Annotated in this window: 13 protein-coding genes; 7 read left to right on the forward strand and 6 right to left on the reverse strand. The window is 44.3% G+C overall.

All coding sequences use genetic code 11. The features are described from left to right. Window positions 1-1,687 (forward strand): hypothetical protein (locus tag AAC854_RS04270; RefSeq protein WP_340616026.1); only part of this gene is annotated, 1,687 nt, incomplete at its 5' end. A 204-nt stretch (window positions 1,688-1,891) separates the two neighbouring features. Continuing rightward, window positions 1,892-2,422, forward strand: coding sequence for an inorganic diphosphatase (gene ppa, locus AAC854_RS04275; RefSeq protein WP_340616027.1), 531 nt, complete (start codon window positions 1,892-1,894; stop codon window positions 2,420-2,422). Between the two features lie 118 nt (window positions 2,423-2,540). Here ppa and AAC854_RS04280 read toward each other — a convergent pair whose 3' ends face one another. Genes AAC854_RS04280 through tamA form a run of 3 tightly spaced genes read right to left on the reverse strand, consistent with a single transcriptional unit; the run spans window position 2,541 to window position 8,421 of the window. Continuing rightward, the gene (locus AAC854_RS04280; protein ID WP_340616028.1) at window positions 2,541-2,888 is read right to left on the reverse strand and encodes a gamma-glutamylcyclotransferase family protein; all 348 of its coding nucleotides are present in this window, start codon (window positions 2,886-2,888) and stop codon (window positions 2,541-2,543) included. 2 nt (window positions 2,889-2,890) lie between these two features. Beyond that, on the reverse strand, window positions 2,891-6,682 hold the full coding sequence (tamB, locus tag AAC854_RS04285) for an autotransporter assembly complex protein TamB (RefSeq protein WP_340616029.1): 3,792 nt from the start codon (window positions 6,680-6,682) through the stop codon (window positions 2,891-2,893). Next, on the reverse strand, window positions 6,679-8,421 hold the full coding sequence (gene tamA / locus AAC854_RS04290) for an autotransporter assembly complex protein TamA (RefSeq protein WP_340616030.1): 1,743 nt from the start codon (window positions 8,419-8,421) through the stop codon (window positions 6,679-6,681). The genes tamB and tamA overlap by 4 nt, the downstream gene beginning before the upstream one ends. A gap of 136 nt (window positions 8,422-8,557) precedes the next feature. Here tamA and msrA point away from each other — a divergent pair, with 136 nt between their 5' ends. Then, complete coding sequence (gene msrA, locus AAC854_RS04295; protein WP_340616031.1) at window positions 8,558-9,205, forward strand: peptide-methionine (S)-S-oxide reductase MsrA; 648 nt, start codon at window positions 8,558-8,560, stop codon at window positions 9,203-9,205. 178 nt (window positions 9,206-9,383) lie between these two features. Beyond that, on the forward strand, window positions 9,384-10,715 hold the full coding sequence (paeA, locus tag AAC854_RS04300; protein ID WP_340616032.1) for a polyamine export protein PaeA: 1,332 nt from the start codon (window positions 9,384-9,386) through the stop codon (window positions 10,713-10,715). Window positions 10,716-10,818: 103 nt separating this feature from the next. On the opposite strand, the gene AAC854_RS04305 is transcribed toward paeA, so the two are convergent. Next, window positions 10,819-11,025, reverse strand: a complete 207-nt coding sequence (locus AAC854_RS04305) for a DUF1107 domain-containing protein (protein WP_340616033.1) — start codon at window positions 11,023-11,025, stop codon at window positions 10,819-10,821. Window positions 11,026-11,367: 342 nt separating this feature from the next. Between AAC854_RS04305 and AAC854_RS04310 the strand changes: the two genes are divergently transcribed. Further along, window positions 11,368-11,925 (forward strand): YtfJ family protein, encoded by a 558-nt coding sequence (locus AAC854_RS04310; RefSeq protein ID WP_340616034.1) that lies wholly within the window; start codon window positions 11,368-11,370, stop codon window positions 11,923-11,925. A 91-nt stretch (window positions 11,926-12,016) separates the two neighbouring features. Here the strand turns inward: AAC854_RS04310 and cysQ are convergent, their stop codons facing one another. Both cysQ and AAC854_RS04320 read right to left on the reverse strand, forming a co-directional pair. Further along, a complete protein-coding gene (cysQ, locus tag AAC854_RS04315; RefSeq protein WP_340616073.1) occupies window positions 12,017-12,760 on the reverse strand; it encodes a 3'(2'),5'-bisphosphate nucleotidase CysQ in 744 nt (247 codons plus the stop codon). Window positions 12,761-12,971: 211 nt separating this feature from the next. Further along, the gene (locus AAC854_RS04320) at window positions 12,972-13,592 is read right to left on the reverse strand and encodes a BamJ family beta-barrel-assembly machinery protein (protein ID WP_340616035.1); all 621 of its coding nucleotides are present in this window, start codon (window positions 13,590-13,592) and stop codon (window positions 12,972-12,974) included. Window positions 13,593-13,746: 154 nt separating this feature from the next. Between AAC854_RS04320 and AAC854_RS04325 the strand changes: the two genes are divergently transcribed. Further along, window positions 13,747-14,004, forward strand: coding sequence for an AbrB/MazE/SpoVT family DNA-binding domain-containing protein (locus tag AAC854_RS04325; RefSeq protein WP_047962413.1), 258 nt, complete (start codon window positions 13,747-13,749; stop codon window positions 14,002-14,004). Continuing rightward, window positions 14,004-14,333 carry a type II toxin-antitoxin system PemK/MazF family toxin gene (locus tag AAC854_RS04330; RefSeq protein WP_047962414.1) on the forward strand — a complete coding sequence of 110 codons (330 nt, stop codon included), beginning with the start codon at window positions 14,004-14,006 and terminating at the stop codon, window positions 14,331-14,333. Before AAC854_RS04325 ends, AAC854_RS04330 begins: the two co-directional genes overlap by 1 nt. The last annotated feature ends 101 nt before the right edge of the window (window positions 14,334-14,434 follow it).

Below are 14,434 nucleotides of genomic sequence, written 5' to 3' on the forward strand. Positions count from 1 at the left end.
AGCAACGGTCACCTATGGCGATAAAAGTAACCCGCCGATTAAAAACCAGGCCATACCCAACATAAAATGGAGCATCGACCCGCCGGATCAACATGCAACATTAAACTGGGATCCCTCAGGAATGACCAATGATGCAGGCCAGTTAGCTGCAACCTTAAGCAGTACTCAGCCTATTGATCCGAAAACAAAAGTTTATCTGGAAATGGATAATCAACCCAAATTGGAGATAAAAGGCGATAAACCATTTGGTTTTACTAATCTTTCTGATGCCATTCACGCCGACGACTTTGTGTTTGACAACAAACCGCCTTTTGAGGCAACGGACCAAAAGCCCGTCATGGTGACGGCGACCGTGTTCGATACCGATGGCAACCCCATCAATAAAAAAATGGAGATGGACTTAGAGTGGAATACCGAGCCTGCTAACCTGCCGGGATTGACGATTAAGCCCGCGCCCGGCTATGAAAATTCCACGGATAAGGACGGTAAAATCAAGGCAATTGTGACCAGTACCCAGGCAGTGAAAGAGGTTAAAGCCGGGGTGTTGATTAATAAAAAGCATCAAAACTTCTCTAAGCCATTCAATTTTGTGGTGCCGGAAAATCTGAAGTTTTTATTTGATGTCATCACGCAATCATCTACCGGAGGAAGCTCATTAAAAGGTAATGGACAAGATAGCTATGCCTTTAAGGTGCGAATACTCGACGAAGCAGGGCAAAAGCCATTGAAAAACCAGAGCCTGAAAGGAGTAATATCGACGCTGCATCTGGCACGGTCTCCTAGCCCCGTTTCAGACAAAGTTCATTTCGAGGTTCCTGACAAGCCAGTCACGGATGATGAGGGTTATTTGACTCTCTCTATGACCAGTAAAGTAGGCATTAAGGGCGTTTTTTTCCGGCTCTACCCAGATTCATCCACCGATATAGCAAATAGCCGGCAATCCTCGCCTGTGGACTTCGAGGCTGTTGAAGAACCCGTAGGCATTCTGCTGAGTAAAAAAGGTTCAAGTAAAACGAAATACTTTCCTCAACAGGAAAGGCCTTACAACGTGCATGGCAACGTAGAAGTTAAGCTGACGAAAAATGGAACAGACGCTTTGCCTGATGACCCTTTGACTGACATAACCATGGTGAGCAGCAATGATAACTTGGTGAAAATCGAAAAGAACAGTACTGGGGCTGACACAGGGGTTGTCACATTCGCGAAAGAGCACTTTTCCGACAAAGGTGTATGGCCAGTAACCGTTAAACTCACGGTATTCACTCCCCAAACTCAAATAACGTCTATTTATACTTATACATTCAACCCACAAAGATACCTATTTGTTAGTCCTGATTATCCGACTGTGAGTGTGAGTGATGGCGCTCATGATACTTGTGCTTTCGGACCACCCAAAGCCACTAATGATACGCAAAGAATACCGACCATGTATGATATAGGAACCAATCCCGAAACAACTACGCAGACCTCATTTAGTCGGGAATACGACAAAGAGACTTTCCCGGACTTTGGGTTTGACCAACTACCTAAGAAATACTGGAAGGTTGATAGTACGTTTTCGGATACCGTGGGCGGAGCTTATTATGGCTATAACTATCAGAACAGGGTCTACCTGGATGGTGACAGTAACGCACTTCCACTCGGGACTCCGGTGACATTGATATGCCAAATAAGCTCTGTTTACTAAAGCGTGATGTTAAATTAAATCACCATTAATACAGAGTAAGCACAGACTCAGTAACGAGGGGGTCTGTGCTTTTTTATCAGGATGTAATAACTCATAATCTGACGCTTAAGCTACCACGCCAGCCGAAAAACCCGAGGAATTCGGGCCTGTTTTGGCTATAATACCCCGCACCCCATTTTGGTTTAACATTGAAGGAAACCTTTTATGAGCCTGAACAACGTACCGGCGGGTAAAGAGCTACCAGAAGATATCTATGTCATCATTGAGATCCCAGCTAATGCAGATCCTATTAAATATGAAGTAGACAAAGACTCCGGCGCTCTGTTTGTAGACCGTTTCATGTCAACAGCTATGTTCTACCCATGCAATTACGGCTACATCAACAATACTTTGTCCCTTGACGGTGACCCTGTTGATGTACTGGTTCCAACACCATATCCATTGCAGCCGGGTTCTGTTATCCGCTGCCGCCCGGTCGGTGTTCTGAAAATGACCGATGAGTCTGGTGAAGATGCAAAACTGGTGGCTGTTCCTCATACCAAATTGAGCAAAGAATACGATCACATCAAAGATGTGAACGATCTGCCAGAACTGTTACGTGCGCAAATCACTCACTTCTTTGAACATTACAAAGATCTGGAAAAAGGCAAGTGGGTTAAAGTTGAGGGCTGGGATAATGTTGAAGCCGCTAAGGCTGAGATCCTGTCTTCTTTCGAACGCGCTGCCAAAAAATAATCTTAACGGTTAACAGCGGGTTTTGATTGTAAAAAAACCTCTGCCCCTTCATGGACGCAGAGGTTTTTTTGATGCTCACTTTTATTAAAAAATGATATAAACAGTGGTTCGCTGTTCTTTATTCTTCTCCGTAGCGTTTCAACCAGTCACCACTTGTTATCCGACTCAATCCCTCTACAGGCAATTTATAAAGATAAATCCATGCCCTACCATAAGGTGTTTCAATCAGTTCCCTTTGATACTCCTGAGAGTTCTTTTTCAACTCATCCAGCTCTGTCAGTATAGATGGCGTAATGCGGTATACTTCGCATTCGATTATTCCTTCACCACGGATAACAGCGGGATAATGCCCAAGGTCATAAATCTCATAACCTTCTAACTTGTGTTCTCCTAACAGTTGGGCATCTGTCATCCAGTGATGGTTACCTTGTTTGCGCCTCAGGCTACCATAAACAATAACTCGCATTTTTAAAACTCAAACTCATAGAGCAGATCTAAAGCTTGATCAATACCAGATACCGCGTCCAGATACAATCTTGGCATAACACGATAGCGCAACGTCAGTGTTGCCAAAGAGTCAAAAATACCCACCCCATACTTCACTTGTAAGTCTTTGGTAATCCTGCCACTAACGACAACCTGAGATTTATCGCCAACACCTTGAGTATCCAAAGCCAAATCAGAGACACCAAAAGTTTCACCAATCTTGCCAACTAACTGACCACTCTGCGCAACACCCAAACCAATCAGCATTGCCGTCATCTGCGAGTTGTCAGAATCCCCTTTTTCCAAACCTTCTCCACGCAAAAGAAAGGATAAAGCTTCCTGTTGTGATTTTGCAGGATCAGAGAAAATTTCCACTTTAGGCTTATCCGCCAGACCGGTCACCCTCACTCCGGCAATAACGCCATTCGCCGTCGATTCCGGGTTACGGATCGCTTCAATATTCAATAATGGCTGATCTGGCGGGCCAGAGAACATAATCGTTCCTCTGCGTACCTGCAAATCTTGTCCATAAGCATGGAAGCGCCCTTCCGGAATATCAATCTGACCATTCAGCCCCAGCCCCTGTTTATCCTGAAGGACTTTTAAAGCCCCCTTAAGCTGTGCTTCCAGACCAAATGCACTCAAACGCACATCATTACCAATATGAACATTCAAGTTACTTTGAATCAGAATAGACGATTTTTTCTTCCCTATCGGCTGGAGATTTTTATCCAGCATCACTTCATCAGGAGAAACACCTACCGCTGATTCCGGTAGTTCCTGAACCGTAATGCGCGCCCATGGAATATCAACATTGCCATCAAGTTTCAGTAGATTTGGTGTCGCTTCCAGCACCAGATTCGGGCTGACATCGACCTTAACCATCGGAGGAACAACCACACGTAATTTTTCGGCATTAGCTGCGATTCTGGCATACCATGCGTCTAAACTGTGCCAATCCGCATGACCATTCAGGTTTAGTTGCCCCTTAGGCGTTTTAATCATCCCATTCAAATCAGAGCGGACACCATCAAAATGAATGACTAACTGGCCCTGAGAGATATCGAATGGCAGCCAATGACTACTCATTTGCAGGTTATCGGCTTTGAGCAGACCGAATAACAATGGATTCTTGGCATTCCCTCCAAGACGCAAATTCGCATTCATCCCCCCTTCCGCTTTTTCATCTTTGCCCAGAATAGGTTTAATCAGCTTTAAGGAGAGATCTTGAATATCTACGTTACCCGATAATTTGCGACGGCCTTCCAAATCAGATACCTGAACATCACCGTTCAACTGTCCATTGCCAACCAGTTTGACTAACCAGTCTAAATTTGCCTTGCCGTTTTTCAGGCCAGCATTCAATGTCAGCGTTTCAAAATCGATCGGTAACGTAATACCTTCTACAACCTGCCGAACCTGAACACCATTCCCCTGCAAGGCGATTTTTGCTTGCGGTAGCCCTTGATCTGCCACCCATTTGACATCAGCATCACCACTGAATACTCCCTTAAGCTGAGTGCTTTTATCAAGGAATGGCTGGAGCATCGCTAAGTCAAAGCGTTCAAGTGCAACTTGTGCATGGCCATTTTTCCCGGCTTCAATCGGTTTTGAAAAACACACTTGAGCATTAGGGTTGAGCCAACAGTGAGCTCCGACAATAGCTTTCTGTTGTAGATTAAAGTAATCAACCGTCATTGCTTTACTTAAGCGCCACTCACCGACAACCGTATCAAAATGGGTATGATTGATATTGCCTTTCCAACGTTCCTGCTGGCGATCAAAACTTCCATTAAGTGCCAACTCGCCTGATACTGGAGAACCCTCCACTTTTACTTGTAAATCATGCTGCTTTTCTGTGCCCTTGGCATTGAGTATCAGGCTATTGATGGCTAAATCTGCCTGTTTCAAATGGCGAACAACAACCGATAACTGTCCTTGAATCTGTTCCGCCGAGCGTATATCCCCCTTAATCGTGGCGCTGTCCACCCGCAGAGAATCCTGCCACCGCACCCCACGCGCATTCAAATCCGCGATGATTTGAGGAGCTTTCATATTACCGCGCAGTTTGACATTACCAGTGATAAAACCACCCAGTCCCGGCAGTAACCCATCCAATTGCGGCGCGTTAATATCGCCATCCAGTTTCCAGACCTCATCGGTAAGCCGCCCCTGCGCATTTAATTTATTACGCCCAAACGCAAGATCAAACTGAGGAATATCCCACTGCCCTGCCGCATTACCTGATGCTGTACCATAAACTTTGACGGCGTTCTGCTTTACATGACCGTGAAGGGCAATTTCCGGAACCTGAAGTTGCCAGCTTCCACCATACAAACTGCCGCGTACCGCTATTTTACCATCCATTCTGGCCGGCCATTCCGGCCACTGTTTGGCCGTATTAATACCATCCAGAACCAGCTTGGCATTCCAACTTACCGCCTTACTCCAATCAACAACTCCCGTGACGTCAGCTTTGCCCTGTAATGCAGCCAGACGCAAACGTGTTAACCGGAGAGATTCTTCATTACCTTTTGCATCCAGCATTAATAATGCCGGAGGAATATCACTTCCCTTAATATCAGAACGAAGTGAAAGATCGTAACGGCTGGCTTGACCATTAAAGCGCAGTTTTACGCCATCCAGCTGATATTCCGCCTTTTCTTTCAATGGCCATTTCAGTTGGCTGCTTTCCAGTGTCAAGCGTAAAGGCAAGCCTGCCTTTGCCAATTCAGCCTGCGCATCCAGATTGGCAGAAACAGGCCCGGAAAGCTGTAACGCGAGATCAAGCTGCTGTAAAAAAGCCCCCTTCAGCGTCAGATCGATTTGTTGCCCTTTCAACTCATTCAGGTGATTTAAATTATCTAATTTTCCTTTAACCATCAGGTTGATTGGCCACTGCTCAGAAAGTTTTGCCGTGCCCTGTATCGCAAGTGAACCTTCTGGCGCCAACACCTTCAAGGTTTTTACATCAATTTGCTGTCCCTGATTGCTGGCCTGTAGCCTCAGGTCATTAATCGTGATGCCGGTATCTCCGGTCAGACGAAGCTGGCGGCCATGAATACCGTCTATAGTGATATCAAGGGGAATCGGGATATTGGGTAATTTCGTTAAGAGCGGTTTGGCAAACAGCGCCTTCAAGGTTTCACTCAAGGGCTTCTCAGATTCTATCTGCTGTTTAGTCTTTGGCGTTGTTTTCTGTACTGTATCAATGGGTTCAGGTGGCGATTTTGGCAATGCCACCAACAGGTTAGTGATTTCCGTTGGCTTTAATCGTAACTGTTTTTCCCGCCACTGAGCGCCAGATTTAAATTCATCCAATGCAATAGCAATATCATCCACTGTGACATGGATATTTTTCAAAGAAAGCAGATCCAGTGAAATAGGATAAGGCGTTATCAATTCAGTCAAGGGTTTCGATGCCGGAGACGGCTCCGATGGCGGAAGCTCAGCCATATTGACCGAAACAACGACACCTTCTGTCGTCAGGGCATTAACACATACATGGCTGTGTCTCAAACAGGAAAGCCGCAACGAAAGATGCAGATTGTCAGCACTGACATTAACGCCCGGCATCTGATATTTCACGCCCTGTAGCGTTAGGTCGCGCCAGCCTCCGCTGACACTGGCAATATCCAATCCGGGCACCCAACGTGCGGCACTGTTAATCACAAAGTGCAAGCCGGTTTGTGTGCCGACCAATCCTACAACCGTCATCAATAACAGGCCAACAATCAGCAGGAAAATAATACTGACCCTTTTTACCCACTTCATAGTTCAGCCCCTAGACCGATATAAAATTCAACATTGTGATTATTTGGATCTCCGATTGGCGTTGCCAAATCAAATTTTATCGGCCCGACCGGTGAGGCCCAGCGCACACCCATCCCCGCGCCTGTTTTGAAATTACTCCTTCTAATGTCATCCACGGCCTCACCTGAATCTACAAACAAAGCACTCCACCAATTACCATAAATATTGTATTGATACTCCAACGAACCAACGGCCAGTTTTGATGCCCCGACTAATTTACCCTTTTTGTCTGTCGGTGAAATTTTCTGGTATTTATAGCCACGAATGCTGCGATCGCCACCGGCAAAGAAGCGAAGATCCGGCGGCACTTTTTCGAATTGACTGGTTTCTATCCAGCCCAGATCTGCCCGTACCACAAAACGATGATTTTCCCGATAAGATCTGATCCAAACGTGATGTGCCTGTAACACGAGGAAGTCCACATCAGACCGCCAAGTCTTATCAGAAATATCTATCGAATAACGCTGACTATCGCCCCAAAAAGGCATAGTTCCACCACGCTGACGAAGGCGGCTGACATTTATCCCCGGATAAAGCAGCATGGTGGTATTAGTCACATTGGCCTGGGTAAAGTGGCTGAGACTCCAACGGATATTGGCACCATACTGCCAGCCAGTGAAGCGATCCCAGTTACGGGCAAGGTTCAACGTTGCTGTGTCCGCAGTCGTGTCGTTGATATCTTTACGTTTATAGCCCGTTTGCAGTTCAAAATATTCTTCGAGTGGATTGGCTTTCAGCGGCATCTTGTAAGATGCGTCAATAATTTGTTCCCGGGCAGAAAGGTTAAGACTGGTGCTCAAACTATGCCCACGGGAATTAAGCCAGGGTTTTTTCCATTTTGTTTGTACACGGGGGCCAACATCAGTGGCATAACCCCCACCCAATTCAACATAATTGGCAGAACGAGGGACTAACGAAGCATCCAGTGGCAATATCTTATCCTGACTCTCGCGCCCTACTTTAAAATCAGGTACAACAACCGCAGAATTAAACCACCCCGTATCCACCAAACGACGGTTGAATTCCGCCAGCTGTTCCGATGTGTAATATTCACCTTTTTTAAAAGGAATCAGGTTATTCAGGTAAGTTTCACGAATTTGCGAACCATGGAATATTACAGGGCCAAAGTGGTAACGTTGCCCGCTATCGAAATCGAAATCCCAAATCGATTCATACAGCTCTTTTGATACCCCTAATTCACCCTTCTTCATCACGGCATCAAAATAACCTTTTCTGACCGCAAGATTAGTCAATGCACCTTTAAAACTTTCATATTCGCCGTGATTAAGAATGGTCCCTTTTTTAGGCATATTTTTTTTGATGAGGGCAGCATAATCTTTATCTGTTTTTGCACCACCTTCTAAATCAACATTCACTTCAGTCACTCGCACAGGTTCACCAAGGGTGACTTTTGCAGTCAGAACAGGGCGGGCTGGCGGAGTATTCTCTTGATAGGTAAATTCAATGGTGGGATTATAATATCCCAGTGGACGAAGCCCCTGTCGTATCGCTTTTTCTACACGTGCGCGAAAACGACCATCAGGAGACACTTCATCAGTACTGATATTTGAAAGTTGCACTCTGGCATTTTTTTCCAATTCGCCAGAAAGTCCTTCTACTTTTAATCGTAAATTTGCACTGTAAGCCGATGGAGTGACGATAGATACAAAAAGCGCGCATATGAGGGGGTATCGTGACACTCGAACTCCTAATATTTATCTATCTACAGGGTAAGATCCAACAATATAAAAATGCTGTAATAAGTTAATTCTGGTAAAGTTTTAAAGATATACAAGCAACACATAACCATAAAACCCGTGAATAATAGGAGGAATCTTGCCAAATTCAGTCAATGAAAGCCAACATGTTTCTTCACAAGATGCTATATCTGGTAGGGCCACCCCATTAACTGTATCACCCTACCATGTCATCACACAGCATGCGATAGACAACATTCCAGAAAATATGGAAATAGCCTATGTAGGTATGGGATGTTTCTGGGGCGTTGAACGCCTTTTCTGGCAACAGGAAGGCATTTATACCACCTCTGTAGGTTACAGTGGCGGCACAACGCCAAATCCGACTTATGAAGAAGTTTGCACAGGCTTAACCGGGCATGCCGAAGTGGTCAGGATCGTGTTTGATCCAACCCAAATAACCTATGCACAGTTATTAACGCTGTTCTGGGAAAATCACGATCCCTCCCAGGGTATGCGTCAGCACGGTGATATCGGCACACAGTACCGTTCTGCCCTTTACACCGTTTCAGCACAACAACATGAGCAGGCGATTGCCAGCCGCGACCAATTCCAGCAAATAATGGCTCAAAATGGCGACCAACGTACTATCACGACAGAAATCCGTGAAACCGGGTCATTCTATTTTGCCGAAGATTATCACCAGCAATATCTCTACAAAAATCCCGAAGGATATTGTGGATTAGGTGGTATTGGAATCTGCTTCCCTCCAACGCACAGAAACTAGCCGATTTAGTTAGCCCAATGTTATAATTATTGGGCTAGACCCAAAGCCTGATGGAATTAGGCTATTATTTACTTTACGGCATATCGCCGTAATTTTTTCTTTATAGGTTTTTTCATCTCCCTCCAGTGCTATTCAAATAACACCTACCCTGTCGCTGGGGACAAGATACGGACACTTTATGTTAAACAGTTTATTAGTAATAGTTTTGCTTTGTGCTATTAGTGCATTTTTTTCGTTATCAGAAATTTCGCTGGCTGCTTCAAGAAGAATCAAATTAAAACTCATGGCTGATGAGGGAAATCTCAACGCTGCCCATGTTCTTAAACTACAAGAAACTCCCGGCATGTTCTTTACTGTCGTTCAAATTGGCCTGAATGCCGTCGCAATCCTTGCGGGGGTTGTTGGGGAATCCGCTTTTTCTCCCGCTCTGAAGACCCTGTTTATAAAGTTCATGCGCCCAGAATGGGCAGACCAGCTAGGTTTTCTCTGCTCTTTTACCATCGTTACGAGTATCTTTATCCTGCTTGCTGATTTAACCCCTAAACGCATTGGTATGACTCAGCCCGAAGCCATTGCCGTGAAAATTGTCAACCCAATGCGTTTCTGCCTGACTATTCTTAGCCCGCTGGTCTGGTTGTTCAATGGCCTCGCTGACTGTATCTTCAAAATCTTTAAGATCCCAATGGAGCGTAATGAAGACATCACCTCCGATGATATTTATGCTGTCTTTGAAGCAGGTGCAGTTGCAGGTGTACTACGTAAACAAGAGCATGAGCTGATTGAGAATGTTTTTGAACTGGAATCACGCACCGTACCTTCTGCCATGACCTCCCGAGAAAGTGTGGTGTATTTTGATAAAAATGAAGATGAAAACAGCATTAAAGAAAAGATCTCCACTCATCCCCATTCAAAATTTCTTGTTTGTGATGGCGACATTGATCATGTCATTGGTTATGTAGATTCAAAGGATCTACTCAATCGCGTCCTGAGCGGCCAAAGCCTCAATCTGAAAGAGGGCGTTCAAATCCGCAGTGCCCTGATGATCCCGGATACCCTCTCACTTTCTGATACATTGGAAAGTTTTAAAGCCGCGGGTGAAGACTTCGCAATCATTCTCAATGAATATGCTTTGGTGATGGGGGTCATCACTCTCAATGACGTTATGACCACATTAATGGGAGATTTAGTCGGTCAGGGACAAGAAGAACAAATCGTTGTTCGCGATGAAAATTCATGGCTGATTGAGGGTGGCACACCAATTGAAGATGTCATGCGAGTTCTGGATATCGATAACTTTCCAGATTCCAGTAATTATGAAACCATCGCTGGCTTTATGATGTTCCGCTTACGCAAAATTCCTAAACGCACAGATTTTGTGAAACTTGGCGGTTATAAGTTTGAAGTGGTGGATATTGATAACTATAAGATCGATCAATTGCTCGTGACAAAAGTTGTTGATTCCCTTGTTCAACCCAACCAACCTGGTGCTGAACAGCCACATGAAGCGTAAAAATAAATAGCGAAGATCAAAAAACGGCCGCAAGGCCGTTTATCTAATGATGCGCGATTAATAATGGCACATATCTATCAGTAAATGAGCATTTGTAGAAAAATCATCCCATTTCAGTCTGTAGGCGCAATACTTGCTGATTAACTTCACTCATTACATTGAAATGACGTTTATCTTTTATCTTCGGTAGTAAAATCTTCCCGTAGTTAAATTCAAAAGCCCCCATCTCTTTAATGTATAAACGCCCACGAAATAGGGTTTTTACGTAGAGAGCAATTTTCAGTGGGTTATAGTGGTGAAAGATTTTCATCTCTGTTTTTTTCCTCCCATGCTTCTTACGATATCATTCTATTGCATCAAACAATTTACATCACACAAGCAGTGAATCAAAAGACACATCACTGTCATGCAGAATGTATAGACTACATTTATAGAAATTTGTTCCCCTCAAGTGCAAAGATTTAATCACTATTTCAGCATAACATCATGAAATTCAATAGAATTATTCAACAAAAACACATTATTAAGCTTATATATTATTCTAAATGTTACCAAAATGTTTACTTTATTGAGGACAGACCAGTTAACAAGCGCTATGCTGAGTATGATGTTCCCTGATAACATGCCACACCATGTCAAATAAGGTATAAATATGATAAAAAACATCACGTTATCTGCATTGTTGAGTTTAATGCCAATATTTGCATTCGCCCATAACATCACGTTAGGACAACAAGTTCCTGCGGTTAGTGTGACAGATAAAGGTGAGCTTTTGCTTAACGATGGCAAATTCAGCTACCAAAATTGGAGTACTACCGAGCTTCCGGGAAAAGTGAGAACTATCCAGCATATTGCCGGTCGTAGTTCCGCAAAAGAGATGAATGATCCCCTTATCCAAGCATTGAAAAATGCGGATTTACCCAAGGATCAATATCAAACAACCAGCATCGTAAATACTGATGATGCTATTTTTGGCACCAGCGTTTTTGTCCGTAATAGCCTTGAAGACAGCAAAAAACAGTTCCCGTGGTCACAATTTATTGTCGATAGCGATGGGTTGTCTAAAGCAGCCTGGGGTTTGGAACCTAAAAGTTCAGCAATCATCGTGCTGGATAAAAACGGCAATGTGAAATTTGTCAAAGATGGCAAACTAAATAACGAAGAGATCACTCACGTTATCAGCATTATCAAAGACGAACTGAAAAAATAACCTGAACCGCAATCAGATTTTCAATTGCGGTGATTTTAATGAATGTACAGTGATAATGGCTCTGACATTGTGAGCCATTATCATTCCGACATTAAAAAATACTGACCCTGAACCCTGGATTCAGGAAAGATTCACGCGGTGTGTAATTCAATGTTTTTCCTTCCCAGTCCGTTACATGTGCACCCGCGGCAATTGCAACAGCATGACCCGCACCAGTATCCCAAATATTGGTTGGCCCAAAACGGGGATAAAGTTGGGCTTTTCCCTCGGCAACCATACAGAATTTCAGTGAAGACCCTACCGAAAGTGTATCGTGAGCCCCTAATTGGGCAAGATAGTCCTTCAATTCCTCATCATCCCGATGAGAACGGCTGACGACTACGATTGGTCGCGTCGCAGAAATAACTTTTATAGGAAGGGTTTGACCATTGGCTTCCTTCCACGCCTGACGATCTTGCCCTGAATACAAAACATTCTGCACAGGAACATAAACGACACCCATTACAGGCACACCATCTTCAATTAATGCAATATTGACGGTAAATTCACCGTTCCGACGAATGAACTCTTTCGTCCCATCCAGTGGATCAACCAACCAATAGCGCTGCCAGTTCTTCCGTTCTTCCCACGAAGGAGGATCTTCCTCTGATAACAACGGGATATCAGGCGCAATGCGCGATAATCCTGCTTTAATAATCTTATGAGCGGCAATATCTGCAACAGTAACAGGTGAGTCATCCGTTTTATGTTCCACTTGCAACGGTTCCTCAGCCTGATAAACCTCCATGATCGCCGCGCCTGCTTCCCGTGCCAATTGGCAGATCTGTTGTAGCATCATACACCTCTGCATTCATTGTTCAGCTATCCCCTTGCGTTTTCAAATTGAAAACTATCTGGGCATACCCCTTGAAGCTACATTTTTAGCGCATTTTTTACTGAAATAGCGAACACTTTATTGCTCAATGATTCCCAAATTCCCCAATGATCCCTAAATGCACACAAAAAAATAGCCGGATAACCGGCTATTTTTTTGGTCTAATAGAGAATTACAGGATTTCCAGTAATTCTACTTCGAAGATCAATGTGCTGTAAGGAGGGATAGACGCGCCTGCGCCACGCTCACCATAAGCCAGATTGTGAGGAATATAGAGTTCCCATTTAGAACCTACTGGCATCAGGGTCAAAGCTTCAATCCAACCTGGGATCACGCCGCTGACAGGAAATTCTGCTGGTGTGCCACGTTGTACTGAACTATCAAATACCGTGCCATCAATAAGACGGCCAGTATAGTGGACGCTAACACGGTCAGTACGAGCCGGAATAGAACCTTCGCCTTGTGTCAGGACAGAAAACTGCAAACCAGATTCAGTACTGCTTACGCCTTCACGCTGAGCATTTTCTGTCAGGAATTTTTTGCCTTCTTCTGCCATCGTCTGCTGATGTTCACGACGAACGCTATCAGCACGTTCATGTATCTCACGCAGCGCACGATGCAGCTCTTCTACAGGGATCGCAGGAGAACGGCTTTCCAGCGCATCACACAGCCCTGCTAACAGCGCTTCGGGCTCCAGCCCCTGTAAACCAGATTCCTGTAATTGTTGCCCAACCTGCAAGCCAATACCGTAACTTGCCCGCGCTTCAATAGACTCAAAAGAAGGTGTTGTCATGAAAATACCTGTTATTAAATGGGTGAAGGTTCAAGCATAACAGCACTGCCTGAATGGGTAAACGCGTGAGGAGTTTTTCAAGGAGGTTTTACTCTTGTAAAACATAAATATATTATTATACTTTAGTATAACTTTAATAAAAGGAGGGCCAGACATGACTGCTGTTGTCATCCGCCAATCTGGTGGAGCTAATATAGTTAGCATCCCAAAAGCCATTGTGAAAACACTTAATTTGCATACAGGTTCAAAATTAGACCTATCCATTCAGGATAACAAAATTGTGCTTACACCCATCAAAGAAGAGTTGACGCTGGAATCATTGTTGGCTGGAAGCCCTAAAGAATGTTTCACGGTAACAGACGAGGATAAAGAGTGGCTCAACGCTAAACCTGTTGGTAAGGAAATACTCTGATGTACATACCAGACAAAGGAGATATTGTCTCAATAGACTTCGATCCGAGCGCAGGAAAGGAAATCATGAAACGCCGCCCTGCATTCGTGATCTCTCGCAAGATGTTTAACGAGCATACCGGATTTGCTGTTGTAGCCCCAATCACCAGTACAGTGAGGGGAATGAAGCTAGAAGTTCCCTTACCCGAAGAATTATCTACCCAAGGTACAATTCTTATTCATCAGGTTAAATCCTTAGATTTTTTGGATCGTCAGGTCAAATTTATTGAGAAAGCACCTCAAGACATTATCGACACAGTGACCGAGATAACTAAGGCCATCATTTCATAGGTAAGTATTGGGTAAGGGCTCAAGCCAGAGAGTTGCCACACTGTTCGTTGGCTTTCAGAGTCAAAATAACATCTTGGTTTAAATAATAAAAAACGCTGGCA

The organism is Xenorhabdus entomophaga (genome assembly GCF_037996725.1).
GTDB classification, from domain to species: domain Bacteria; phylum Pseudomonadota; class Gammaproteobacteria; order Enterobacterales; family Enterobacteriaceae; genus Xenorhabdus; species Xenorhabdus khoisanae.

Excerpts from the sequence above, each read along its gene's own strand:
- ppa (WP_340616027.1), top strand. The coding sequence starts at position 1,892 with ATGAGCCTGAACAACGTACCGGCGGGTAAAGAGCTACCAGAAGATATC.
- AAC854_RS04280 (WP_340616028.1), bottom strand. The coding sequence starts at position 2,888 with ATGCGAGTTATTGTTTATGGTAGCCTGAGGCGCAAACAAGGTAACCAT.
- tamB (WP_340616029.1), bottom strand. The coding sequence starts at position 6,682 with ATGAAGTGGGTAAAAAGGGTCAGTATTATTTTCCTGCTGATTGTTGGC.
- paeA (WP_340616032.1), top strand. The coding sequence starts at position 9,384 with ATGTTAAACAGTTTATTAGTAATAGTTTTGCTTTGTGCTATTAGTGCA.
- AAC854_RS04305 (WP_340616033.1), bottom strand. The coding sequence starts at position 11,025 with ATGAAAATCTTTCACCACTATAACCCACTGAAAATTGCTCTCTACGTA.
- AAC854_RS04310 (WP_340616034.1), top strand. The coding sequence starts at position 11,368 with ATGATAAAAAACATCACGTTATCTGCATTGTTGAGTTTAATGCCAATA.
- cysQ (WP_340616073.1), bottom strand. The coding sequence starts at position 12,760 with ATGCTACAACAGATCTGCCAATTGGCACGGGAAGCAGGCGCGGCGATC.
- AAC854_RS04320 (WP_340616035.1), bottom strand. The coding sequence starts at position 13,592 with ATGACAACACCTTCTTTTGAGTCTATTGAAGCGCGGGCAAGTTACGGT.
- AAC854_RS04325 (WP_047962413.1), top strand. The coding sequence starts at position 13,747 with ATGACTGCTGTTGTCATCCGCCAATCTGGTGGAGCTAATATAGTTAGC.
- AAC854_RS04330 (WP_047962414.1), top strand. The coding sequence starts at position 14,004 with ATGTACATACCAGACAAAGGAGATATTGTCTCAATAGACTTCGATCCG.